At 71.4% G+C, this 21,393-nt stretch carries 22 protein-coding genes; 9 read left to right on the top strand and 13 right to left on the bottom strand.

Annotated elements, in window-relative coordinates:
* Positions 1-55: 55 nt before the first annotated feature.
* The gene (purL, locus tag ACFSC0_RS01795; protein ID WP_377281062.1) at positions 56-2,266 is read right to left on the bottom strand and encodes a phosphoribosylformylglycinamidine synthase subunit PurL; all 2,211 of its coding nucleotides are present in this window, start codon (positions 2,264-2,266) and stop codon (positions 56-58) included.
* A gap of 145 nt (positions 2,267-2,411) precedes the next feature.
* Positions 2,412-3,824 carry a UDP-N-acetylmuramate--L-alanine ligase gene (locus ACFSC0_RS01790; protein WP_377281063.1) on the bottom strand — a complete coding sequence of 471 codons (1,413 nt, stop codon included), beginning with the start codon at positions 3,822-3,824 and terminating at the stop codon, positions 2,412-2,414.
* 60 nt (positions 3,825-3,884) lie between these two features.
* Here ACFSC0_RS01790 and ACFSC0_RS01785 point away from each other — a divergent pair, with 60 nt between their 5' ends.
* The gene (locus ACFSC0_RS01785; protein WP_377281064.1) at positions 3,885-4,721 is read left to right on the top strand and encodes an LD-carboxypeptidase; all 837 of its coding nucleotides are present in this window, start codon (positions 3,885-3,887) and stop codon (positions 4,719-4,721) included.
* Between the two features lie 49 nt (positions 4,722-4,770).
* On the opposite strand, the gene purQ is transcribed toward ACFSC0_RS01785, so the two are convergent.
* The 6 genes from purQ to purC form a co-directional block, all read right to left on the bottom strand.
* A complete protein-coding gene (gene purQ / locus ACFSC0_RS01780; RefSeq protein WP_377281065.1) occupies positions 4,771-5,433 on the bottom strand; it encodes a phosphoribosylformylglycinamidine synthase subunit PurQ in 663 nt (220 codons plus the stop codon).
* An 85-nt stretch (positions 5,434-5,518) separates the two neighbouring features.
* The gene (locus tag ACFSC0_RS01775; RefSeq protein ID WP_377281066.1) at positions 5,519-5,998 is read right to left on the bottom strand and encodes a DUF3291 domain-containing protein; all 480 of its coding nucleotides are present in this window, start codon (positions 5,996-5,998) and stop codon (positions 5,519-5,521) included.
* Positions 5,999-6,009: 11 nt separating this feature from the next.
* Complete coding sequence (locus ACFSC0_RS01770) at positions 6,010-7,785, bottom strand: 2OG-Fe(II) oxygenase family protein (protein ID WP_377281067.1); 1,776 nt, start codon at positions 7,783-7,785, stop codon at positions 6,010-6,012.
* Positions 7,782-8,156 carry a hypothetical protein gene (locus tag ACFSC0_RS01765; RefSeq protein ID WP_377281068.1) on the bottom strand — a complete coding sequence of 125 codons (375 nt, stop codon included), beginning with the start codon at positions 8,154-8,156 and terminating at the stop codon, positions 7,782-7,784. The genes ACFSC0_RS01770 and ACFSC0_RS01765 overlap by 4 nt, the downstream gene beginning before the upstream one ends.
* A complete protein-coding gene (purS, locus tag ACFSC0_RS01760; protein ID WP_377281069.1) occupies positions 8,153-8,392 on the bottom strand; it encodes a phosphoribosylformylglycinamidine synthase subunit PurS in 240 nt (79 codons plus the stop codon). The genes ACFSC0_RS01765 and purS overlap by 4 nt, the downstream gene beginning before the upstream one ends.
* Positions 8,392-9,147, bottom strand: coding sequence for a phosphoribosylaminoimidazolesuccinocarboxamide synthase (purC, locus tag ACFSC0_RS01755; RefSeq protein WP_377281070.1), 756 nt, complete (start codon positions 9,145-9,147; stop codon positions 8,392-8,394). The genes purS and purC overlap by 1 nt, the downstream gene beginning before the upstream one ends.
* 248 nt (positions 9,148-9,395) lie before the next feature.
* On the opposite strand from purC, the gene ACFSC0_RS01750 reads away from it, so the two are divergent.
* Positions 9,396-9,719, top strand: a complete 324-nt coding sequence (locus ACFSC0_RS01750; RefSeq protein WP_377281071.1) for a DUF1476 domain-containing protein — start codon at positions 9,396-9,398, stop codon at positions 9,717-9,719.
* A gap of 179 nt (positions 9,720-9,898) precedes the next feature.
* Here ACFSC0_RS01750 and ACFSC0_RS01745 read toward each other — a convergent pair whose 3' ends face one another.
* Positions 9,899-11,326 (bottom strand): coniferyl aldehyde dehydrogenase, encoded by a 1,428-nt coding sequence (locus tag ACFSC0_RS01745; protein ID WP_377281072.1) that lies wholly within the window; start codon positions 11,324-11,326, stop codon positions 9,899-9,901.
* 104 nt (positions 11,327-11,430) lie between these two features.
* Here ACFSC0_RS01745 and ACFSC0_RS01740 point away from each other — a divergent pair, with 104 nt between their 5' ends.
* A complete protein-coding gene (locus tag ACFSC0_RS01740) occupies positions 11,431-12,009 on the top strand; it encodes a DUF2087 domain-containing protein (RefSeq protein ID WP_377281073.1) in 579 nt (192 codons plus the stop codon).
* Positions 12,010-12,270: 261 nt separating this feature from the next.
* Here the strand turns inward: ACFSC0_RS01740 and purB are convergent, their stop codons facing one another.
* The 3 genes from purB to ACFSC0_RS01725 form a co-directional block, all read right to left on the bottom strand.
* Positions 12,271-13,593: an adenylosuccinate lyase gene (gene purB / locus ACFSC0_RS01735; RefSeq protein WP_377281074.1), complete on the bottom strand. Its 1,323-nt coding sequence runs from the start codon at positions 13,591-13,593 to the stop codon at positions 12,271-12,273.
* Between the two features lie 32 nt (positions 13,594-13,625).
* The gene (locus ACFSC0_RS01730; RefSeq protein WP_377281075.1) at positions 13,626-14,987 is read right to left on the bottom strand and encodes a spinster family MFS transporter; all 1,362 of its coding nucleotides are present in this window, start codon (positions 14,985-14,987) and stop codon (positions 13,626-13,628) included.
* A gap of 106 nt (positions 14,988-15,093) precedes the next feature.
* The gene (locus tag ACFSC0_RS01725; RefSeq protein WP_377281076.1) at positions 15,094-16,542 is read right to left on the bottom strand and encodes a spinster family MFS transporter; all 1,449 of its coding nucleotides are present in this window, start codon (positions 16,540-16,542) and stop codon (positions 15,094-15,096) included.
* 107 nt (positions 16,543-16,649) lie between these two features.
* Here ACFSC0_RS01725 and ACFSC0_RS01720 point away from each other — a divergent pair, with 107 nt between their 5' ends.
* The 6 genes from ACFSC0_RS01720 to ACFSC0_RS01695 all read left to right on the top strand — a co-directional run bounded on the left by ACFSC0_RS01720 (position 16,650) and on the right by ACFSC0_RS01695 (position 21,149).
* Positions 16,650-17,282 (top strand): glutathione S-transferase family protein, encoded by a 633-nt coding sequence (locus ACFSC0_RS01720; protein WP_377281077.1) that lies wholly within the window; start codon positions 16,650-16,652, stop codon positions 17,280-17,282.
* Positions 17,283-17,369: 87 nt separating this feature from the next.
* Positions 17,370-18,425, top strand: coding sequence for a bifunctional DNA-binding transcriptional regulator/O6-methylguanine-DNA methyltransferase Ada (ada, locus tag ACFSC0_RS01715; RefSeq protein ID WP_377281078.1), 1,056 nt, complete (start codon positions 17,370-17,372; stop codon positions 18,423-18,425).
* 29 nt (positions 18,426-18,454) lie between these two features.
* The gene (locus ACFSC0_RS01710) at positions 18,455-19,156 is read left to right on the top strand and encodes a 2OG-Fe(II) oxygenase (protein WP_377281427.1); all 702 of its coding nucleotides are present in this window, start codon (positions 18,455-18,457) and stop codon (positions 19,154-19,156) included.
* Positions 19,157-19,225: 69 nt separating this feature from the next.
* A complete protein-coding gene (locus tag ACFSC0_RS01705) occupies positions 19,226-19,774 on the top strand; it encodes an RNA polymerase sigma factor (protein ID WP_377281079.1) in 549 nt (182 codons plus the stop codon).
* Positions 19,771-20,139, top strand: a complete 369-nt coding sequence (locus ACFSC0_RS01700) for a DUF6768 family protein (protein ID WP_377281080.1) — start codon at positions 19,771-19,773, stop codon at positions 20,137-20,139. Before ACFSC0_RS01705 ends, ACFSC0_RS01700 begins: the two co-directional genes overlap by 4 nt.
* Before the next feature lie 77 nt (positions 20,140-20,216).
* Positions 20,217-21,149, top strand: a complete 933-nt coding sequence (locus tag ACFSC0_RS01695) for a DUF3667 domain-containing protein (protein WP_377281081.1) — start codon at positions 20,217-20,219, stop codon at positions 21,147-21,149.
* A 4-nt stretch (positions 21,150-21,153) separates the two neighbouring features.
* Here the strand turns inward: ACFSC0_RS01695 and ACFSC0_RS01690 are convergent, their stop codons facing one another.
* Complete coding sequence (locus ACFSC0_RS01690) at positions 21,154-21,375, bottom strand: hypothetical protein (protein ID WP_377281082.1); 222 nt, start codon at positions 21,373-21,375, stop codon at positions 21,154-21,156.
* Positions 21,376-21,393: the final 18 nt, after the last annotated feature.

The following is a 21,393-nucleotide window of genomic DNA, read 5'->3' as shown; positions in this document are numbered from 1 at the left end:
GCCATTCTGGGTCCCGGCCTCCGCCGGGATGAGCGGGGGTGGGGAGGCTCTGCAGCTACCCCGCCGCCACCGGCGCGTCCATGTAGGCGGGCATCCAGCCTTCGTGGGCGGTGCGGAGGTCGTCGAGGGGGATGTCGAACAGGCCTTCGGCGGCGAGGACGTCGCCGTCGGCGCGGCCCACGATCGTCGCGGGGACGCCAGCGGCGCTCGCGGCGGCGATCAGGGCGTCGGGATCGGCCGTGGCGATCAGGTAGCGGGCCTGGTCTTCGCCGAACAGGTGGCCGTGCGGCGCGTCGGCCGGCGCGGCCAGCCGCACCCCGACGCCGGCCGCCAGGGCCATCTCGGCTGCGGCCAGGGCGAGGCCGCCGTCGGAGAGGTCGTGGACGACGCCGATCCGCTGGGCCTGGATCTCCCCACGGACGAAGTCGCCGTTGCGGCGCTCGACGGCCAGGTCGACCGGCGGCGGGGCGCCGTCCTCGCGGCCCACCACCTCACGCAGGTAGAGGCTGGCCCCCAGCTCGCCACGGGTCTCGCCGATCAGCACCAGCGAATCGCCCGGCTTCAGGCCGGCGAAGTCGGCGCGGCGGTCGTAGTCGGCGATCAGGCCGACGCCGCCGACGGTGGGGGTCGGCGGAATGGCGACGCCGTTGGTCTCGTTGTAGAGGCTGACGTTGCCGCTCACGACGGGGAAGTCGAGCGCCGCGCAGGCCTCGGCCATGCCGTCCGTCGCCCGCACGATCTGGCCCATGATCTCGGGCCGCTCGGGATTGCCGAAGTTCAGGTTGTCGGTGATGGCGATGGGGGTCGCGCCCACCGCGGTCAGGTTGCGCCAGGCTTCGGCGACGGCCTGCTTGCCGCCCTCGAACGGGTCGTTCTGGACGTAGCGGGGGGTGACGTCGGAGGTCACGGCCAGCGCCTTGCGGGTCCCGTGCACCCGCACGATGCCGGCGTCGGCGGCGGTGCCCGAGTCCTCCAGGGTGTCGGCCATCACGTGGCGGTCGTACTGCTCCCAGATCCAGCGCTTGGAGGCCTGGTCCGGGCAGCCGATCATCTTCAGCACGGCCTCGCGCCAGTCGGCCGGCGCCGGGACCTCGGCAGGGCCGAGGCGGGGGTGCTTCGCAGGCTCGGTCCAGGGCCGGTCGTAGAGCGGAGCGTCCTCCGATAGCGGCGCCAGCGGCACGTCGCAGACCACCTCGCCCTTGTGCTTCAGGACGATGTGGCCGGTGTCGGTGGTGCGGCCGATGACGGCGGCGTCCAGGCCCCATTTCTCGAAGATGCGCCGCCCGTCGTCCTCGCGGCCGGGCTTCAGGATGGCCAGCATCCGCTCCTGGCTCTCCGACAGCATCATCTCGTAGGCGCTCATGCCCTCTTCGCGCTGGGGCACGGCGTCGAGGTCGAGCTCGATGCCGACGCTGCCCTTGCCCGCCATCTCGACCGAGGAGGAGGTCAGACCCGCCGCGCCCATGTCCTGGATGGCGGCGACGGCGCCGGAGGCCATCAGCTCGAGGGTGGCTTCGATCAGCAGCTTCTCGGCGAACGGATCGCCGACCTGCACGGTCGGGCGTTTCTCCTCCGAGGCCTCGTCGAACTCGGCGCTGGCCATGGTCGCGCCGTGGATGCCGTCGCGGCCGGTCTTGGAGCCGAAGTAGACCACCGGCAGTCCGGCGGCCGGGGCGGCCGAGTAGAAGATCTTGTCGGCGTCGGCCAGGCCCACGCACATGGCGTTGACCAGGATGTTGCCGTCGTAGCCGCGGTGGAAGTTGGTCTCGCCGGCCACCGTGGGCACGCCCACGCAGTTGCCGTAGCCGCCGATGCCGGCGACCACGCCTGAGACCAGCCGGCGGGTCTTCGGGTGCGACGGATCGCCGAACCGAAGCGCGTTCAGCAGCGCCACCGGCCGCGCGCCCATGGTGAAGACGTCGCGCATGATGCCGCCCACCCCCGTCGCCGCGCCCTGGTAGGGCTCGATGAAGGAGGGGTGGTTGTGGCTCTCCATCTTGAAGACGCAGGCCTGGCCGTCGCCGATGTCGACGACGCCGGCGTTCTCGCCCGGGCCCTGGATGACGCGCGGACCCTTGGTCGGGAACTTGGAGAGGTGCTTGCGCGAGGACTTGTAGGAGCAGTGCTCGGACCACATCACCGAGAAGACCCCGAGCTCGACCAGGTTCGGCTCGCGGTTCAACCGCTTGACGATCAGGTCGTATTCCTCGGGCTTCAGGCCGAACTCGACGGCCGTCTCGGCCATGGGCTTTGTCGGAGCGTTCATGGGCGGGCTTCTAGCGGGTTCCGCGGCGCGCGGGGAGGGGGCGAAATGCGCTTCGAGGGGTGACAGGTAGGGCTTCGCCCAACCAGTCACCAAAGCCGGCCGGTGACTGGTTGGGCCATGCCCTACCTGTCACCCACCACCACCCCTACGCCGCCTTCTTCGCCAGCCGCTCGAGCAGTTCGGCGGCGAACGCCGACAGGGTGTCGTCTCTTGCGCCCATGACGACGATGCGGTCGCCGGGGCGGGCGAGTTCCAGGAGGCGCTCGCCGCAGGCGGCGCGGTCGGGGAAAGCCTCGGCGCGCTTGCCGCGCTCGGCGATGCCGGAGATCACGTCGGCGGTGGAGACGCTGCGGTCAACGGTGCCGCCGTAGTAGACGGGCTCGGGCATCACCAGCACGTCCTCGTCGGTCATCCGGCCGGCGAAGACGTCGATGAACTCCTGCTTCATCAGGCGCAGCGGGCCGAAGCCGTGCGGCTGGAACATCAGCAGCAGACGGCCGTCGAAAGCGTGCAGGGTGTCCAGCGTCGCGGTCAGCTTGTCGGGGTTGTGGGCGAAGTCGTCGATGACGGTGACGCCGCCGCGCGTGCCCACCACGTCCATCCGCCGCCGGATGCCGGTGAACCTGGCGAGCGCCTCGGCGGTCTGCTCCAGCGTCATGCCAAGCGCCAGGCCGACGCCCATCGCCGCCATGGCGTTGTAGACGTTGTGCACGCCCGGGACCTGCAGGGTCAGGCGCGCCATGTCGCCGGTGTGCTGGTCGGCGACGGAGATCTCGATGCCGTCCGGAGCCGGGACCGGCGTGCCGCCGATCAGCCGGGCGGCGGGGTTGGTCAGGCTGTAGGTGATCGACTTGCCCTCGCCCGGCCCGGCGGCCAGGGCGGCGGTCTCCTCGTTGTCGAGGTTCAGCACGGCGACCTGGGACTTCTCGACGAAGGCGCCGAACAGCTCGCGCAGCTCCTCCATCGACTTGTGGTCCAGGGAGACGTTGTTCACCACCGCGATGGTCGGCGTGTAGCGGGCGATGGAGCCGTCGCTCTCGTCCACCTCCGCCGCGAACACCTCGCCCTCGCCGACCACGGCGCTGGCGTAGGGCGTCTCGGGGGTGATGAAGTTCTTCATCTCCGCGCCGTTGACGATGGTCGGCGAAGCCCCGGCCTGGGCCAGCATCCAGCCGATCATGCCGGTGGTGGTGGACTTGCCGCTGGTGCCCGCCACGCCCACCGAGACGGGCGCGTCGTTGAACAGCTGCGACAGCAGCTCGGCCCGCAGCATCAGCGAGGCCCCGACCCGCTTGGCGGCGGCCACGTCGGGCACCGAGTCCTCGATGGCCGCCGAGGCGACCAGCGTCTGGTGCGGCCCGGTCAAGCCCGAGCCGTCCTGCGGGTGCAGGCCGACGCCGCTGCGCTTCAGGAACTCGAACTTGTCGAGGTTGCGGCCCTGGTCGAGGGCCCGGTCGGACCCCTCGACCTCGGCCCCTCGGGCCTTCACGATCAGGGCCAGCGGCGCCATGCCGCTGCCGCCGACGCCGCAGAAGAAATAGGCTCTGTCGCGAGTCATCGGCGGAGGGTATGGGCGCCCTCAGGTGCGTGCAAGCAACGGGAATGCGGCAGATGAGCCATGACTGACCGGGCCTTCCGCATCGGTGTGATGGCGCCTGGCGGGGCGCTGGCGCCCGAGGTCGAGCCCCGCGTCCGGGCGCTGGCGGCCGAGCTCTACGGCGGCCGTGTCGAGCTCGTCTTCCATCCCCAGTGCTTCGAGCGCTGCGGCCACTTCGCCGGCGACGATGCGCGCCGCGCCCAGGCCTTCCTGGAGATCGCCAACGACCCGGCCTTCGACGCCCTGTGGTTCGGCCGCGGCGGCTACGGCTCGAACCGGATCGTCGAAGCGGCGTGCGCGCAGCTTGCGCCCGCCGCCGCCGACAAGGCCTACCTCGGCTATTCCGACGCCGGAACCTTCCTCTCGGCGCTCCACATGAAGGGCTTCCGGAATGTGGCGCATGGGCCGATGCCCGGCGACATCCGCATGGCCGGCGGCGAGGCGGCCGTGGCGCGCGGGCTCGCCTGGCTGGTGGACCGCGCGCCCGAGGCCCTGGAGCCGAGCGTCGGCGCCGAGGGCCCGGCCGCCGCCTTCAACCTCGTCATCCTCGCCCACCTGATCGGCACGCCTCAGGAGCCGGACCTGACCGGCCACGTGCTGATGGTCGAGGAGATCGGCGAATACATGTACCGGATCGACCGGGACCTCTGTCAGGTGACGCAGGCGCCCGGCATGCGGCGCCTCGCCGGCCTGCGCATGGGCCGCTGCGCGGGCGTGCCGGAGAACGACCCCGACTTCGTCCTCACCGAGGAGGAGGTCGCCCGCTACTGGTGCGAGCGCGCCGGCATCCCCTACCTCGGCCGCGCCGACATCGGCCACGATGCGGCGAACAAGGTGGTGCCGTTCGGGGCGGGGTAGCTCGGTCTCCTACCTCCCGCCGCTGCGCGGGGGAGGTAGGAGCTCAGCGCTACGCGCTCGCCAGGGCGCTCTGGAAGAGGATCGCGCCGTCGGCCGAGCCGAGCTCGGGCTCGAAGGCGCGGTCGGGGTGGGGCATCAGGCCGAGCACGTTGCCGGCCGCATTGACGATGCCGGCGATGGCCCTGGCCGAGCCGTTGGGGTTCTCGAGGTAGCGGAACACCACCCGGCCCTCGCCCTCCAGCCGGTCGAGGGTCTCCTCGTCGGCGAAGTAGTTGCCCTCGCCGTTGCCGATGGTCATCGCCACCTCCCGGCGGCCCTGGTAGCCGGCGGTGAAGCGGGTCTGGGCGTTGGTCACCTCCAGGGCGATCGGCTTGCAGACGTACTTCAGCTTCTCGTTGCGCAGCAGCGCGCCGGGCAGAAGGCCGATCTCGGTCAGCACCTGGAAGCCGTTGCAGATGCCCACGGTCGCCACGCCCCGCTCGGCCGCCGCCTTGACCTCCCCCATCACCGGCGACAGCGCCGCCATGGCCCCGCAGCGCAGGTAGTCGCCGTAGGAGAAGCCGCCCGGCAGCACGATCAGGTCGAGCCCCTTCGGCAGCTCGGTCTCGCCGTGCCAGACCATCTCCACCTGCGCGCCTGTGGAGCGCTCGACGGCGACCTTGCAGTCGCGGTCGCAGTTGGACCCGGGGAAGACGATGACGGCGGCTTTCATGGCGCGGGCCCTTAGCATTGTTCGGCCGGGGAGGGGAGGCTCGGGAGGTGGCGCCTCTCGCCGCGGCGATCAACCCCGTGCGGCCTTAGGCGCAGCGGTCCGGCATCGGCAAGGGCGTGTCGGCCGCGCCCGGCGCGGGGAAGGGATAGCGGAAGGTGAAGGCCTCCGGGGTGGGGCCGATCTGCGCCAGCAGCTCTAGCCGCGCCTTGCCTTCGCTCTCCCGGGGCCGGTGTCCCGCGCGGACCCACCACAAGGCCATGTAGACAGGGGTGTCCACGAACCACTCGCGGCGGCGGCGCATGACGTCGCGATGGCCGGAGCGGTAGACGAAGGCGGCCAGCGACTCGAGGTCTTCCCAGACGGAGAGGTTGGCGACCAGCATGGGATCCTCGAAGGCCGGCGGGACCTCCGGCGGCTCGTCCACGGGACGCCAGACGAAGCCGGGCGCGGCCTCCGCCAGGGCGTTGATGCGGCCGAGGTTGGCGACGAACTCCGCCGTTTCAGGCGCGTCGAACGGCGCCTTCAGGCGCGCGATGTTGATCTGCGCGAGATGGTGGCCGGCCATGGCCAGCGAGGCTAACGCGCCCCGCCCAGGCTCGCCACGTCGAACGCCACCGTCAGCCGTTCGCCTTCGTCGAAAGGCAGGGTGCCGTGCCACATGAGGGAGGAGAAGAGGGCGAGGCGCCCGGGCTTGGGCGCGATCAGGCGGACCGGCTCCAGGGAAAGGCCGAGTTCGGCGGGCGGCTGGCCGAAGGCGAGCCAGCCGGCGCGATCCTCCGCGCCCTCGCCGACGCCGGGCGGCAGGACGACGTAGAAGGCCGAGCTGATCCAGCCCTTCTCGTGCACGTGGTTGATGTGGAAGCCCTGCCCGGTCAGGCGCACGGACCAGGCGCCGGTGAAGCGGAAGCGCTCGCGCGGCGGGCCGAGCAGCGGGTGGCGCGGGTCGGGCGGGGGCAGCTGGTCCACGAACCGGCGGACGGCCTCGGAAAGGGCCGCCTTCAGCCGCCCGATGGCCGGGTGGTCGAGCGCGAAGAGGTCGCCTTCTGTCTGGGAGCCGCCGCGCAGGGTCTGGTCCAGCGGATGCGTCCGCGAGCGGTGCAGGCCGCGCAGCGCCTCGGCGGTCTCGGCCAGCTCGGCGGCGGAGAGCGGCAGGTCGTCGGCGCCGATCAGCCGCGGATCGCCCTCCAGCCACTCCCAGCGGGCGTCCCCCGTCAGCCGCCAGGCCAGGCCGAGATAGGGCCAGACGTTGCGCCGGCCCGCCTCCAGCGCCAGCGGCTCGCCGAAACGGGCGGCCGCGTCGGGGCGGCCGGCCTTGAGCAGGAAGCGCAGGTTGACGAGCTGCAGCTCGGGATCGCGCGAGAGGTCGAGACCGCCCAGCGCCGCCTCGGCGCGCTCGAGCTGGCCGGCGTCGACGGCCGCCGCGGCTTCGTAGCGGCCGGCGCTGTCGCCGAGCGCCGGGCGCGCCGCGTCGAGCCGGGCCAGCACCTGGTCCGGCCGGCCCGCCTGCAGCAGGCTGCTGAACCAGGCGGCCCACAGGGCGGCGGGATTGGCGCTGCGGGCCAGGGCCTCGGCGTAGCCGGCGTCGAAGCCGTCCGCCTGGCCCGCCTCGAACCGCATCTTGGCGAGCGCGGCGTGGGCAGAAAGCGCATCCGGCTGGGCCTGGACCAGCGCCTCGAGGGCCGCGATCGCGGCCGGCTCGTCGCCAGCCCGGCGCAGGGCGGCGGCGCGGCCGACGAGGAGGTCCGGCTGGCCCGGCGCGGCGGCCAGCGCCCGGTCCCAGAAGGGCAGCGAGTCGCGGCCGCGGTCGTGCTCCAGGCGCGCGCGGGCGTGCAGCGCGCCGAGCGTTGGGCGCACGGAAAGGCTGCGGTCCAGCGCCTGGGCGGCGGCGTCCGGATCGGCCGCCTCGGCGTGGGCCAGGCCGAGCCCGTGCCAGGCGCCCGGCCGGTCGGGCGCGAGCTCGCAGGCGCGGCGATAGGCGGCGACCGCGGCGTCGGTCTCGCCGGCCTTCAGCGCGACGCGGCCAAGGTTCAGGTGGGCGTCGACCAGGCTCGGCGCGATCTGCAGCGCGCGGCGGAAGGCGGCCAGGGCGGCCCCGGTCTCGCCGAGGGCGTCCAGCACGTTGCCGTAGCTGTTGACGAGGTTGGGATCGCCCGGCGCGGCCTTCAGCGCCGCCTCCAGCCGCTCGCGCGCCAGGTCGGGCCGTCCGAGCCGCATATGGGCCAGGGCCGCCAGCTGCAGGGCGGGCATGAGCGCCGGCTGGCGGGCGACGAGCTCGTCGGCGAGGCGCGCGGCCGTGGTGAAGTCGCCGGCGCGGAAGGCGGCCTGGGCGTGGGCCAGGGCCTGGGCGCTCATCGGTGGGCCCGCAGGCTTTCGATATAGGCGACGAGCTGGCCGTAGGCGGCCTCGTCGCCGAACCGGCAGCCGGTCGTCTGCATCTGTCCGGCCACGGTCCGCTGCATCAGGATCGCCGGATGGGCCGGCGCTTCGGGCAGGGTGACGACGTAGGACGGCGAGCCGCTGCGGTGGTTCAGGAAGCGGTAGGGCTCGCCGGGAGAGGGCGCCTGCACAAGGTCCGGCTGGCCGGCGAGCTCGGCGGCGAGGGCGTCGAAGCCCTTGGCGCAGTCGAGGGCCGCAGGGACCGAGGGCGCGGGGGCCGAGGCCTTCTCATCGGCCCCGCAGGCGGCGAGCAGGACCGCCACGGCCGCGGCGGCCCACGGCCTCACGCCAGCTCGACCCGGTAGCTTTCGATGACGGTGTTGGCCAGCAGCTTGTCGCACATCGCCTTGACCTCGGTCTCGGCGGCGGCGCGGTCCTCGGCCGCCAGGTCGAACTCGATAGTCTTGCCGACCCGCACGTGCTCGACGCCGGTCCAGCCCAGGCCGTGCAGGGCGTGCTCGACGGCCTTGCCCTGCACGTCCAGGACGCCGGGCTTGAGGAAAACGTGGACCTTGGCGCGCACTAGTGGAGGCCTCCTTGGATGACCGTCGGCATCTCCTTCATGATGCCGAGCCGGCGGGCGACTTCGGTGTAGCTCTCGATGACGTTGCCCAGGTCGCGCCTGAACCGGTCCTTGTCGAGCTTCTCGTTGGTGGCGCTGTCCCACAGCCGGCAGCTGTCGGGGCTGATCTCGTCGGCCAGGATCACGCGGGCGAAGTCGCCCTCCCAGATGCGGCCGTACTCGATCTTGAAGTCCACCAGGGTGATGCCGACGGCGCCGAACATGCCGGTGAGGAAGTCGTTCACCCTAAGGGTGAGCGCCATCATGTCGTCGATCTCCTGGGTCGAGGCCCAGTTGAAGGCGGTGATGTGCTCCTCGGCGACCATCGGGTCGTGGAGCTTGTCGTCCTTGTAGTAGAACTCGATGATCGAGCGCGGCAGCGGCTGGCCCTCGGGCAGGCCGAATCGCGTCGACAGGCTGCCGGCGGCGATGTTGCGGCACACCACTTCCAGCGGGATGATCTCCACCTCGCGGATGAGCTGCTCGCGCAGGTTCAGCCGGCGGATGAAGTGGTTCTGGATCCCGATCGAGTTCAACCGGGTCATCACGTATTCGCTGATCCGGTTGTTGATGACACCCTTGCCTTCCAGGACAGCCTTCTTCTTCGCGTCGAACGCGGTGGTGTCGTCCTTGAAGTACTGGATCAGGGTGCCGGGCTCGGGGCCTTCATAGAGGATCTTGGCCTTGCCCTCGTAAATCTTCTTGCGGCGGGTCATCTGTCGCCTTCTCCATGAGCCAGGGCTGCCGGCGGCGGAAAACGAAAAACGCGCGCTGCCCTTCCGAACGCGCGCGGCTCCGACTCGGCCTCTGGCTCTCATGAGGCGAGGGGGAAATTAGCGGAACGCAGTGTGCGGTGCAAACAGAGCCCTGCGGCGCCTTGCGCAGGCTGACGCGTTTCGATTGCGGCCCGCGCCCGCGCGCGATAGGGAGTGTGCCTTCGCGGGGCGTAAGCTTTAGGGATCACATGACCACCTTCAACGATCGTGAACGGGGCTTCGAGGGTAAGTTCGCGCTCGATCAGGAACAGGAATTCAAGGCCTCCGCGCGTCGCAACCGCATGCTGGCCGAATGGGCCGCGGGCCTGATGGGCCTGTCCGGCGACAGCGTGGCCGAGTACTCCAAGGCCGTGGTCCGCTCCGACCTGCAGGAAGCCGGCGACGACGACGTGCTGCGCAAGGTCTTCGAAGACCTGAAGGGCGCCGGCGTCTCGGTCACCGAAGCCGACGTCCGCCGCCGCATGGACGAGCTGATGGCCCAGGCCCGCGAGCAGGTGCGCGCGGGGAAGTAGGGGCTTCAGGCCAACCCTCTCGACAACTAGCGACGTCATCCCGGACGGCCGCAAGGCCGATCCGGGACCCAGATGCTGCGCTCGTGACCTCTGGGTCCCGGCTCTCCAGCCCGCTCAGGCGGGCTTGCGGCCGGGATGACGGTGGGGGCGTGGCGCGAAACCTCCGGCCAGTTTTCCGCTCAGCCCCGCATCTGGCTGTCCAGGTACTTGCGGATGCCCGGGCCGAACGGCGGGCGGAGTTGCTTGAGCGGGCCGATGTCCTTGCGGATCTGGGTGTAGACCGCCTTCCGGTGGCTGAACTCGAGGAAGCCGTCGCGGCCGTGGTAGCTGCCCATGCCGGACGGGCCGACGCCGCCGAACGGCAGCTCCTCCTGGGCGACGTGGAAGACCACGTCGTTGACGGTGACCCCGCCTGAGGTGGTGGCGCCCAGCACCTTTTCCCGCTCGGCGGCGTCGTCGCCGAAGTAGTAGAGCCCCAGCGGGCGCTCCTTGGCGTTCACGTAGGCGATGGCGTCGTCGACGGAGACGTAGCTCTTCACCGGCAGGACCGGGCCGAAGATCTCCTCCTGCATCACCTTCATGTCGTCGGTGGGCTCGAGGATCAGGGTGGGGGCGATCTTGCGGTGCTCCTGCTGGGTCAGGTCCTCGCCGTCGGGCTTCAGCTCGACCACGGTGGCGCCCTTGGCCCGGGCGTCGGCGACATAGTCCTGGATCCGGTCGTAGTGCCGCTGCGCGACGATGGCGGTGTAGTCGGGATTGTCCCGGATGGTCGGGAACATCCTCGCCACCGACTTGCGGGCCGCCTCGACGAAGCCCGCCATGTTCTCGCGCGGCGCCAGCACGTAGTCGGGCGCGAGGCAGATCTGCCCGGCGTTCAGCGTCTTGCCGTTCATGATCCGGGCGGCGGCGACGTCCAGGTCAGCCGATTTGGAGAGGATCACCGGGCTCTTGCCGCCGAGCTCCAGGGTGACGGGCACGAGGTTCTCCGAGGCGGCCCGCATCACGTGCTTGGCGATGGCCGTCCCGCCGGTGAAGATCAGGTGGTCGAACGGCAGGCCGGCGAAGGCCTGGCCGACGTCCGGGCCGCCGGTGATCACCGCGATCTCCTCCTCCGGGAAGGCGGACGCGAACATGGTCTTCAAGAGCTCGGAGGTGGCCGGCGTCAGCTCCGAAGGCTTGATCATCGCCCGGTTGCCCGCCGCCAGCACGCCGGCCAGGGGCGCGAAGGTCAGGTTCACCGGGAAGTTCCAGGGGCTGATCACGCCCACCACGCCCTTGGGCTGGAAGCGCACCTCGGCCTTGGCGCCGAACAGGCCCAGCAGGGCGGGCGTCGTCTTGCGCTTCTCCGGCCGCATCCACCGGCGCAGGTTGTCGCGGGCGTGCTTCAGCGGGCCGATCGAGCCGGCGATGTCGGTGAAGGCGGTGGCCTCCCGCGAGCGCGAGCCGAAGTCGGCGTTCAGCGCCTCCTCGATGGCCTTCCGGTTGTCGATCAGCAGCCCGATGCAGCGCTCGATCCGCGCGATCCGGGTCTCGGCCGACGGCGCGCCCTCGGCGAGCTGCGCCGCCTTCTGGCGCGCCAGCAGAGCGTGCATTGCGGACGTTTCCATGAGGTTTCCTCCTCTTGCCGCAGAACGCTGTGCGCCGACTGCGCCGGTTGGCAAGCCTAACCTCGCGGCAGGGGGTGCAATTCCTTCGATGGTCTGCTAATTAGATGAGCGTCGAAGGAGCGAACGTGGACACGCCCGACTTCCAGACCCTGCTGGCCTTCTTCAAGGCGATGGCCAACGAGAGCCGTCTGCGGATCGTCGGCCTGCTGGCCGAGCGCGAGCGCAGCGTGCAGGAGCTCGCCGAGCTGCTGGACCTGAAGGAGCCGACGGTCTCCCACCATCTGGCGGCGCTGAAGGCGCTGGGGCTGGTGAGCGCGCGCGCCGAGGGAGTCACCCGCTGGCACGCCCTGAGGCCCGAGGCGCTGACGGCGATGAACCGCGCCCTGCTGGAGCCCAAGGCGGTGAGCGCCATGGCCCCGGCCACCGAGAGCTGGGAGGAAAAGGTGCTCGCCGGCTTCGTCGAGCCGGACGGGCGGCTGAAGGTCATTCCCGCCAGCCGCCGCAAGCGCGAGGTGGTGCTGCGCTGGCTCACGGACCAGTTCGAGGAGGGGCGGCGCTACAAGGAGGCCGAGGTCAACGAGATCCTCCAGCGCCGCCACTGGGACAGCGCCACCCTCCGCCGTGAGATGATCGGCCACGGGATGATGGCCCGCGAGGCGGGGGTGTACTGGCGGACATCATGACTGCCGCTCATCTCCGCGCTCCTACCTCCCCCGCGAAGCGGCGGGAGGGGGACCGCCCGCCGAAGCCGGCGAACGCCGGCTGAAGAGCGGGGGGTGGAGGGGGCGGGCCATCTGCTCCGCCTCTCCACCGCGATCTTGTCGCTGGCCAAGGCGCCGCGCCTGCGGCCCGCCCCCTCCACCAGTCGCTCTTCGCTGCGCTCGGCGACTGGTCCCCCTCCCGCCGCTTTGCGGGGGAGGTAGGGTGAACGGGTAGGGAAGGCGCTACTCCGCCGCCTTCGCGACCGCGTCCTTGCCGAACACCCGCTCGAAGATCACGTCGACGTTCTTGAAGTGGTAGCCGAGGTCGAACAGCTCGCCGAGTTCGGCCTCGGAGAGGGTGACCTCGGGGTCGGCCCTCAGGAAGTCCAGGAAGCTGCCTTCCCCGCGCCAGACCTTCATCGCGTTGCGCTGGACGGCGGCGTAGGAGGCCTCGCGGCTGAGGCCCTTCTGGGTCAGCGCCAGCAGCACCCGCTGGGAGTGGACCAGACCGCCGAGCCGGTCGAGGTTCCTGGCCATGTTCTCCGGATAGACCACCAGCCGTTCGATGACGCCGGCCAGCCGGCGCAGGGCGAAGTCCAGGTGGACGGTGGCGTCGGGGGCGATGGCCCGCTCGACGGAGGAGTGGCTGATGTCGCGCTCGTGCCAGAGGGCGACGTTCTCCATCGCCGGCACGACCGCCGAGCGGACCAGGCGGGCCAGGCCCGTCAGGTTCTCGGTCAGGATCGGATTGCGCTTGTGGGGCATGGCCGAGCTGCCCTTCTGGCCCGGATCGAAGGGCTCTTCGGCCTCCAGCACCTCGGTGCGCTGCAGGTGGCGGATCTCGACCGCCAGCCGCTCGATGGAGGAGGCGACGACGGCCAGGGCGGCGAAGTAGGCCGCGTGCCGGTCGCGCGGGATCACCTGGGTCGAGACCGGCTCGACGGCCAGGCCCATCTTCTCGGCGACGTAGGCTTCGACCTGAGGGGCCACGTTGGCGAAGGTGCCGACCGCGCCGGAGATGGCGCAGGTGGCGATCTCGAACTTGGCCATCGCCAGTCGCTCCTTGGCGCGCTGGAACTCTGCGTAGTGGCCGGCGAGCTTGAGGCCGAAGGTGGTGGGCTCGGCGTGGATGCCGTGGCTGCGGCCGACGGTCGGGGTCAGCCGGTGCTCGAAGGCGCGGCGCTTCAGGGCCGCCAGCACCAGGTCAACATCCTCGATCAAGAGGTCCGTGGCCCGCGAGAGCTGGACGGCGAGCGCGGTGTCGTTGACGTCCGAGCTGGTCATCCCCTGGTGCAGGAAGCGGGCCTCGGGCCCGACGAGCTCGGTCACGTGAGTCAGGAAGGCGATGACGTCGTGCTTCACCTCGCGCTCGATGGCGTCGATGCGCTCGACGTCGAAGATGGCGCCGCGGCCCTTCTCCCAGATGACCTGGGCGGCCTCCTTGGGGATGACGCCGAGATCGGCCATCGCGTCGGCCGCGTGGGCCTCGATCTCGAACATGATGGTGAAGCGCGTCTGGGGCGCCCAGATCTCGGCGGCCTCGGGCCGTGCGTAGCGGGGGATCATGCCCCGGCTCATGTGAGCCGGGGCTCTCTAAGTCAACCCCGATGCCAGTCCCGCTGCAGCGTGCGCCAGGCGGCCAGGAACAGGGCCGCGGCGACGAAGAAGCCGGAGAAGCCGATGATGATCGCCCAGCGCAGCCCGACCTCCGAGGCCGAGGCGCAGACGGGGTTGGCGGCGGCGGCCGCCGCGCCGGCCGCGCGGCAGGCGTCGAGCGTCAGGCCGGCCGGCGCCAGCTGGCTGTTGGCGATGGCGTCCGAGATCGCCCCGATCACCGGCGGCCCCGCGCCGTAGCCGATCAGGTTGACGATGAACAGCAGGATGGCCACCGCGGTGGCCCGCATCCTCGGGTGCACCACCCCCTGGGCGATGGCGTACATCGCGCCGAGGTAGAAGTACTGGGTCAGCGTCGCCGCCGCGAGCAGCCCCACCGCCAGCGGCAGCGAAGTCGACATGTAGCCGGCGATGTTCAGCGGCGCGGCGATGAAAAAGCCCAGCGCCGGCAGCCAGGCGATCGCGTTCGGGAAGCGCTTGCCCAGCCGGTCGGCCAGCCAGCCGGAGAAGAAGGTGCCGATGGCCCCGAAGAAGCCGATCAGCAGGCCGGTGATCTGCGAGGCCTGCAGGATGCTCAGCTCGTGGCTGCGCATGAAGAAGGAGTTGGTGAACTGGCCGACGCCGTAGCCGACGAACGAGGCCACCGCCCCGCCCAGCGCCGCGCACCAGAAGCTGGGCTTCTTCAGCAGGGCCGAGAAGCCCTGGGCGAAGCTCGGCGTCTCTCCCGCCGCCGCGGACCTGGGCGGCTCCTTCACGGTCAGCTTCACCAGGATGGCCAGGGCCAGTCCGGGAAGACCCAGCACCAGGAAGGCTTCGCGCCAGCCCATCGCCTCGGCGATGAACCCGCCGCCGATGGCCGCCAGCATCGAGCCCAGCGGCACGCCGAGCGAGTAGATGGAGACCGCCGTCGCCCGCTTGTCCTCAGGGAAGTAGTCGCCGATCACCGACTGGGCGGGCGGCGTGCAGCCGGCCTCGCCGATGGAGACGCCGATCCGGGCCAGCAGCAGGGTGACGTAGCTGTTGGCCATGCCGCACAGCGCCGTCATCCCGCTCCACAGCGCCACGCAGACCGACAGGATGGTCATCCGGTTCTTGCGTTCGGCCAGCCGGGCGATGGGGATGCCCAGCAGCGTGTAGAGGATGGCGAAGGTCGGTCCGCCGAGCAGGCCGAGCTGGGTGTCGGTGAGGTTGAACTCGGCCCGGATCGGCTCCTGGACGATGGAGACCAGCACCCGGTCGATGAAGTTGAAGGTGTAGACCACCACCAGGGCGAACAGCACCCAGGCGCGGTAGGCCTTGGTGCCGTAGCCCTGGAAGGCTCCCGGCGCGGCCGCGGCGTCTGACATGAGAGGCGTTCCCCTTAGATTCGTTGGTGTTCTTCGGGTGCAGCCTAGCCGTAGCGGCGGTCGCTGGAAATGGGGGACGCCGCGGCGACGTCCCCCGCACCCTACGTCAGCTGACGGTGTCCTCGCGGATCGTCCGGCGGGCGATCCAGAAGAAGGCGAAGGCGATCACCCCGAACAGCGTCGAGACGATCAGCGCCCAGCGGACGCCCTCGCCGACGTGCTCGGCGCAGGCCGCGCGGGTCGCCCCGGCGGCGCCCTCGGCCAGCGCGCGGCAGGCGTCGACCGACAGGCCCACTTCGTTCAGGCGGAAGTTGGCGATGCCGTCGGACAGGGCGCCGACCGCCACCGGGCCGAGGCCCAGGCCGATCAGGTTGATGATGAACAGCAGGATCGCCGAGGTGGTGGCCCGCATCTGCGGCGGGACGATGCTCTGGGCGGTGCCGTAGACCGGACCGTACCAGATGGTGCCCAGGAGGCCGTTGATCACCAGGATGCACAGCGCCAGGGCCGCCGAGTCCACCAGCATGGCGCTGACGTAGACCGGGATGGTGATCAGGCTGGCGATGGCCGGCGCCACCATGTAGGCGCGCAGGTCCTTGGCCCCGAACTTGTCGGCCAGCCAGCCGCCGAGCAGCGAGCCGGCGGCGCCCGCCGTGCCGCTCATCAGGCCGAGCGCCAGGCTCAGGAAGCCCAGGGACTGCAGGTTGAAGCCGAGCTGGGCGCCGAAGAAGCTCGCCAGGTTCGCGACCTCCTCGGTGTGGTTGCGCAGGAAGAAGGAGGCCGTGAACGGGGCGTGGCCGTAGCCGATGAAGGCCTTGATGGCCGCCGCGAAGGCGATGAACCAGAAGGTCCGCTTGCCGCCCAGCACCTTCATCGTCTCGCCGAAGCTCGGCTGCGCGGCCTGGGTGCGCTTGAACTCCTCGGAGAGCTGCTTGCGCGGCTCCTTCAGCGTGAAGATGGCCAGCAGCGCGAAGAGGATGCCGGGCACGCCGGCCACGAAGAAGGCCATCCGCCAGCCGTAGGCGTCGGCGATCAGGCCGCCCATGATCAGGCCGAGGAGGCCGCCGAGCGGCGTGCCCATGGCGTAGAAGGCCAGCGCCGAGGCGCGCTTCTCCTTCGGCACATAGTCGGTGATCAGGCTGTGGGCCGGCGGGGTGCAGCCGGCCTCGCCGACGCCGACGCCGATGCGGAACAGCACCAGCTGGACGAAGTTCTGGGCGATGCCGCACAAGGCGGTCATGCCGCTCCACACCGCCACGGCCGTACCGATGATGATCGGCCGGTTCTTGCGCTCGGCCAACCGGGCGATCGGCACGCCCAGGAAGGTGTAGAAGATCGCGAACGCGAGACCGCCCATCAGGCCGATCTGGGTGTCGGTGAGGTTCAGGTCGTTCTTGATCGGCTCGGCCAGGATGTTGACCACCTGCCGATCCAGGAAGTTGATCATGTAGATGGCGAGCAGCAGCCCCATCGCGTACTTGCGGTAGCCCGGCGGCTGGGGCGTGATCCCCGTGTCGGTCGCGGCGGCCGGGGCCCCCGTGGCGGCGCTGCTCATCAACTTCCCTCCCTGGTGCCTGTTTTGCTTTTGTGGCCAGCACTCTAGACGGGCTTCTCGGCCGTTCGGCAAGAGACGAACGCGCGAGATGAAGGGGAGCTGAACACGTGGAACTGGTGATCGGGACGAAGCGGTGGTCCACCTGGTCGATGCGGCCTTGGCTGGCGATCCGGCGGGCGGGCCTGCCGTTCTCCGAAACCCTCGTGGCCCTGCGCCAGGAGGAGAACCGCACGCGGGAGGCGATCCTGCCCCACTCGCCCTCGGGCCTGGTCCCGGCGTTGAAGGACGGCGACGTCACCGTCTGGGATTCCCTGGCCATCTGCGAATACCTGGCCGAGCGGGCGCCGCAGCTCTGGCCGGCCGATCCGGGCGCCCGGGCCCTGGCCCGCAGCGCCGCGGCCGAGATGCACTCGGGCTTCCAGGCGCTCCGCCAGGAGTGCCCGATGGCCCTCGACGAGCCGCCCCGGCGCCGCGAGCTCTCCGAGGCGGCGCAGGCCAACGTGCGCCGCATCGTCGAGCTGTGGCGGGACATGCTCGGCCGCTTCGGCGGGCCGTTCCTGGCCGGCGACTGGTCGATCGCCGACGCCTTCTACACGCCCGTCGCCACCCGATTCCGCACCTACCAGGTGGACCTGCGCGACCTCGGCGATTCCGACGGCGCGGCCGGCGCCTACGCCGACCGGCTGCTCCAGACGCCGGAATACCTGGCGTGGGAGAGGGCTGCGCTGGCGGAGCGTTGAACCCATCTAATTCGAAAGCAAGGCGCGGAGTTTTCCGCCCGCCGGTCAGGGGTACCCATGCGCTCCGGAAGATCCGAGGAGCCCAAGATGCTGACCGCCACACCGATCGAGGATCGCCGCTGGGCCGCGGTGGTCGCCCGCGACCGCGCCGCCGACGGCGAGTTCTTCTATTCCGTGCGCACGACGGGGGTCTATTGCCGCCCCTCCTGCGCGGCCCGCCAGCCGCGGCGCGAGAACGTCGGCTTCCATGAGACCACCGCCGAGGCCGAGGCGGCGGGCTTCCGCCCCTGCCGGCGGTGCCGTCCCAACGAGGCGCCCCTGGCCGAGCGCCACGCCGAAGCCGTGACCGCCGCCTGTCGCATGATCGAGGCCGCCGAGACGCCGCCGACGCTGGCCGGACTGGCCCGAGCGGCGGGCCTCAGCCCCCATCACTTCCATCGCCTGTTCAAGGCCGTCACCGGCGTGACGCCCAGGGCCTACGCGGCCGCCCACCGTGACCGCCGGCTGCGCGAGGAGCTGGCCGCAGATGCGCCCGTCACGGCCGCCATCTACGGGGCCGGGTTCGGCTCCAGCAGCCGGTTCTACGAGCGCGCCGACCAGGTGCTGGGCATGAGCGCAAAGCGGTACCGGCGCGGCGGCGAGACGGCCCAGATCCGCTTCGCCGTCGGCGAGTGCTCGCTGGGCGCGATCCTGGTGGCGGCCACCGACAAGGGCGTCTGCGCCATCCTGCTGGGCGAGGATCCGGACCGGCTGGTGCGCGACCTGCAGGACCGCTTCTCCCGGGCCGAACTGGTCGGCGGCGACGCCGGGTTCGAGGCGCTGGTGGCCCAGGTGGTCGGCCTCGTCGAGCGGCCGGCGGCGCAGGTCGACCTGCCGCTCGACGTGCGCGGCACGGCCTTCCAGCAGCGGGTCTGGCAGGCGCTGCGCCAGATCAAGGCCGGCGAGACCGCCAGCTACGCGGAGATCGCCGCCCGGATCGGCGCGCCGAAGGCGGTCCGGGCCGTCGCCCAGGCCTGCGCGGCCAACAACCTGGCGGTGGCCATCCCCTGCCACCGGGTGGTGCGCACCGACGGCGCCCTCTCCGGCTACGCCTGGGGCGTCGAGCGAAAGCAGGCGCTGCTCGAGCGTGAGGCGGCGGCGTGAGCGCGCTGGCGAGCCTGTCTCCGGCCCCGCTGGCGGACCGCTTCGCCGGCTTCGACTGGGCCGGCGTCGAGAGCGAGGTCGACGCCTTCGGCTGCGCCCGGCTGCCGGGCCTGCTGACGTCGGAGGAATGCGCCGCCCTGGCCGGGCTCTACGACGAGGAGGCCCGCTTCCGCAGCCGAGTGGTGATGAGCCGGCACGGCTTCGGCCGCGGCGAGTACCAGTACTTCGCCTATCCCCTGCCGCCGCCGGTCGAGGCGCTGCGCACCGGCCTCTACCCGCGCCTGGCGCCGGTCGCGAACCGGTGGAACGCGGCGATGGGGCTGCCGGCGGCCTATCCCGAGACGCACGCCGAGTACCTGGCCCGCTGCCGTGCCGCCGGCCAGAGCCGGCCGACGCCGCTGCTGCTGAAGTACGAGACCGGCGACTATAATTGCCTGCACCAGGACCTCTACGGCGAGCACGTCTTCCCGCTGCAGGTCGCCGTGCTGCTCTCGGCGCCCGAGCGCGACTTCACCGGCGGCGAGTTCGTGCTGACCGAGCAGCGCCCGCGCATGCAGTCCAGAGCCGAGGTGGTCCCGCTCGCCCAGGGCGACGGCGTCGTCTTCGCGGTGCACCACCGGCCGGTCGCCGGGACCCGCGGGACCTACCGCGTGAACCTGCGCCACGGCGTCAGCCGCCTGCGCTCGGGCCGCCGCTTCACCCTCGGCGTCATCTTCCACGACGCGGCCTGAGCCAACGCCCACGATTTCAGTGAACCGATCGGCGTTCCCGGACGACTATGGGGGACGAAAGGCGGGGTCATGGGGCGCGAGCCGGACCGCATATTCGACGAGTACCTCGTGGTCCTGGCGCGCACCGGCTCGCGGCCGGCGCTGACCCGGCTCGTCATGCGGTGGTCGCCCCGCCTGCAGGGCTACGCGGCGCGCGTGCTCGGCGATGCCGAGGCGGCGCGCGACGTGGTCCAGGAGACCTGGGCCGCGGTGGTCGCGGGGCTGGGGCGGCTGGAGGATCCGGCGCGCTTCCGGGCCTGGTTGTTCGGGATCGCGACCCGTCGCTGCGCCGATGCGCAGCGGTCGGCGGTGCGGGTCCGCCGGCTGCGGGCGGTGGTCGCGTCGGAAGCGCTGCTCGCCGTCCCGGCGGTCGCGGCGCCCGGCGAGCGGCTCGACCTGGCCGCGGCGATCGCACGCCTGCCGGACGACCAGCGGGCCGCCGTCGCGCTCTTCTACGGCGCGGGCCTCGGCGTCGGCGAGATCGCCGGGGCGCTTGGCGTGGCGCCCGGCACCGTCAAGTCGCGTCTGTTCGCGGCGCGGCGCGCACTCGCAGAGTTCATGGAAGGAGGCTCGTCATGAGCGGATTGGATGCGGCCATCCGGCGGACCTTGTCCGAGGAGGACGCCCGGATGTTCGAACAATTGGACGCCGACGCGGCGCTGCACCAGCAGCTGCTGGAGACGTTCGGCGGCCGGCTGCGGTGGCTGAACGTGGCGGGCTGGGTGGCCGGCTTCGTCCTCACCGGCCTGGTGTTCCTGTTCGGCTGGCGCTTCTGGGTGGCGGCGGACCTGGCCGAGATGCTCCGCTGGGGCGCGGCGGCGGGCCTGGCTGCCATGGGGGTGGCGCTAATCAAGGTCTGGTTCTGGCTGCAGATGCAGAAGAACGCCGTGGTCCGCGAGCTGAAGCGGGTGGAACTGCAGCTGGCGATGCTCGCCGCCCGCTAGGCCGTCTCGCCCGCTTGTCGCCGGTTCCGATCCGTGGCGATTCTGTGCGTTCGGATTGGCGAGAAGGGGAGGGCGCCATGACCTTGGCTGAACAGCCGATTGCGGTCGAGCCGCCCGATGCGGCCGCTTCCGACCACGCCGCGCCGGCCGCCTGCCGCAACTGCGGCGCGCCGCTCGGCGGGAAGTACTGCCAGGACTGCGGCCAGCAGGCGCATCTGCACGGCCGTCTGGTCGATCTGCTCGGCGAGATGTTCGAGGGGGTGGCCCACTTCGACGGCCGGCTCTGGCGGACCCTGCCGCTGCTGGCGTTCCGGCCGGGCGAGCTGTCCCGACGCTGGAAGGCGGGCGAGCGGGCCAGGTTCGTGCCGCCGCTGCACGTCTTCCTGTTCGCCATCTTCCTGGTCTTCACCCTGCCTTACGTGACCGGCTCGTCCTCGGAGCCGCTGACCGCGCAGGACGCGACGGAGGCGCGGGCGCGGGTCGCGTCCGAGGTCGCCGAGCGGTCGGCGCAGGCCAACGTCGTGCTGCCCGCCGAGGGCCAGCAGCTCGAGCTGGGCGAGCTCGAGGGCACGACGATCGGCAAGCTGCTCGAAAAGGGCGTCGGAAAGCTCGATACGCCGGAAGAGCGGGCCTACTTCCGCACCAAATTCATGGCCATGGCCTACAAGCTGGCCTGGGTGCTGGCGCCGCTGTCGATGCTGATCCTCGCGCTGCTGATGGCCTTCAGGCGCGGCTACACCCTCTACGACCACGGCGTGGTGAGCCTCTACGGGCTGGGCTTCTTCGGCCTGATGATCGCCTTGGGGATGCTGCTGCCCGAACCGGTCGGCGGCTGGTACGCCGACCTGCTGCCGATCGTGCTGCCGCTGCACGCCATGGTCCACCTGAAGGGCGCCTACGGCCTCTCGTGGACCGGCGCGTCGCTGCGCAGCGTGGCGCTGGGCGCGCTGAGCCTGGTCGCCTTCGGACTGTTCGTGACCGGGGTGTTCGCCCTCACCGCCTCGCTCTGAGCGGCTATCTGGTCCCGGTCGCGGCGGCCGCGGCCGGCGCGGCCTCGACGGCCGCCTCGGCGCTCTCGCCCTCCTGCACGGCCTCGGACGCCGCCTGGCGCGCGGGCTCGGACTGGACGACGGCTTCGACCGGGGCGCTGACGCGGGACTCGCGGGCGAACTGCTTGGATCCGGACTGGCAGGCGGTCAGCGAGACGGCGGTCAGGACGAGGATTGCGGCGCGCATGGCGGCTCCTTTCGGAGC

This window comes from Phenylobacterium terrae (assembly GCF_042681205.1).
Taxonomy (GTDB): domain Bacteria; phylum Pseudomonadota; class Alphaproteobacteria; order Caulobacterales; family Caulobacteraceae; genus Phenylobacterium; species Phenylobacterium terrae.
The sequence above is the reverse complement of the archived record's forward strand: the minus strand, read 5'-3'. Positions and strand labels throughout refer to the sequence as shown.

Bases quoted from the DNA above. Each gene is read 5' to 3' on its own strand.
- purL (WP_377281062.1), bottom strand. From the start codon at position 2,266: ATGAACGCTCCGACAAAGCCCATGGCCGAGACGGCCGTCGAGTTCGGC.
- ACFSC0_RS01790 (WP_377281063.1), bottom strand. From the start codon at position 3,824: ATGACTCGCGACAGAGCCTATTTCTTCTGCGGCGTCGGCGGCAGCGGC.
- ACFSC0_RS01785 (WP_377281064.1), top strand. From the start codon at position 3,885: ATGACTGACCGGGCCTTCCGCATCGGTGTGATGGCGCCTGGCGGGGCG.
- purQ (WP_377281065.1), bottom strand. From the start codon at position 5,433: ATGAAAGCCGCCGTCATCGTCTTCCCCGGGTCCAACTGCGACCGCGAC.
- ACFSC0_RS01775 (WP_377281066.1), bottom strand. From the start codon at position 5,998: ATGGCCGGCCACCATCTCGCGCAGATCAACATCGCGCGCCTGAAGGCG.
- ACFSC0_RS01770 (WP_377281067.1), bottom strand. From the start codon at position 7,785: ATGAGCGCCCAGGCCCTGGCCCACGCCCAGGCCGCCTTCCGCGCCGGC.
- purC (WP_377281070.1), bottom strand. From the start codon at position 9,147: ATGACCCGCCGCAAGAAGATTTACGAGGGCAAGGCCAAGATCCTCTAT.
- ACFSC0_RS01750 (WP_377281071.1), top strand. From the start codon at position 9,396: ATGACCACCTTCAACGATCGTGAACGGGGCTTCGAGGGTAAGTTCGCG.
- ACFSC0_RS01745 (WP_377281072.1), bottom strand. From the start codon at position 11,326: ATGGAAACGTCCGCAATGCACGCTCTGCTGGCGCGCCAGAAGGCGGCG.
- ACFSC0_RS01740 (WP_377281073.1), top strand. From the start codon at position 11,431: ATGAGCGTCGAAGGAGCGAACGTGGACACGCCCGACTTCCAGACCCTG.
- purB (WP_377281074.1), bottom strand. From the start codon at position 13,593: ATGATCCCCCGCTACGCACGGCCCGAGGCCGCCGAGATCTGGGCGCCC.
- ACFSC0_RS01730 (WP_377281075.1), bottom strand. From the start codon at position 14,987: ATGTCAGACGCCGCGGCCGCGCCGGGAGCCTTCCAGGGCTACGGCACC.
- ACFSC0_RS01725 (WP_377281076.1), bottom strand. From the start codon at position 16,542: ATGAGCAGCGCCGCCACGGGGGCCCCGGCCGCCGCGACCGACACGGGG.
- ada (WP_377281078.1), top strand. From the start codon at position 17,370: ATGCTGACCGCCACACCGATCGAGGATCGCCGCTGGGCCGCGGTGGTC.
- ACFSC0_RS01705 (WP_377281079.1), top strand. From the start codon at position 19,226: ATGGGGCGCGAGCCGGACCGCATATTCGACGAGTACCTCGTGGTCCTG.
- ACFSC0_RS01700 (WP_377281080.1), top strand. From the start codon at position 19,771: ATGAGCGGATTGGATGCGGCCATCCGGCGGACCTTGTCCGAGGAGGAC.
- ACFSC0_RS01695 (WP_377281081.1), top strand. From the start codon at position 20,217: ATGACCTTGGCTGAACAGCCGATTGCGGTCGAGCCGCCCGATGCGGCC.
- ACFSC0_RS01690 (WP_377281082.1), bottom strand. From the start codon at position 21,375: ATGCGCGCCGCAATCCTCGTCCTGACCGCCGTCTCGCTGACCGCCTGC.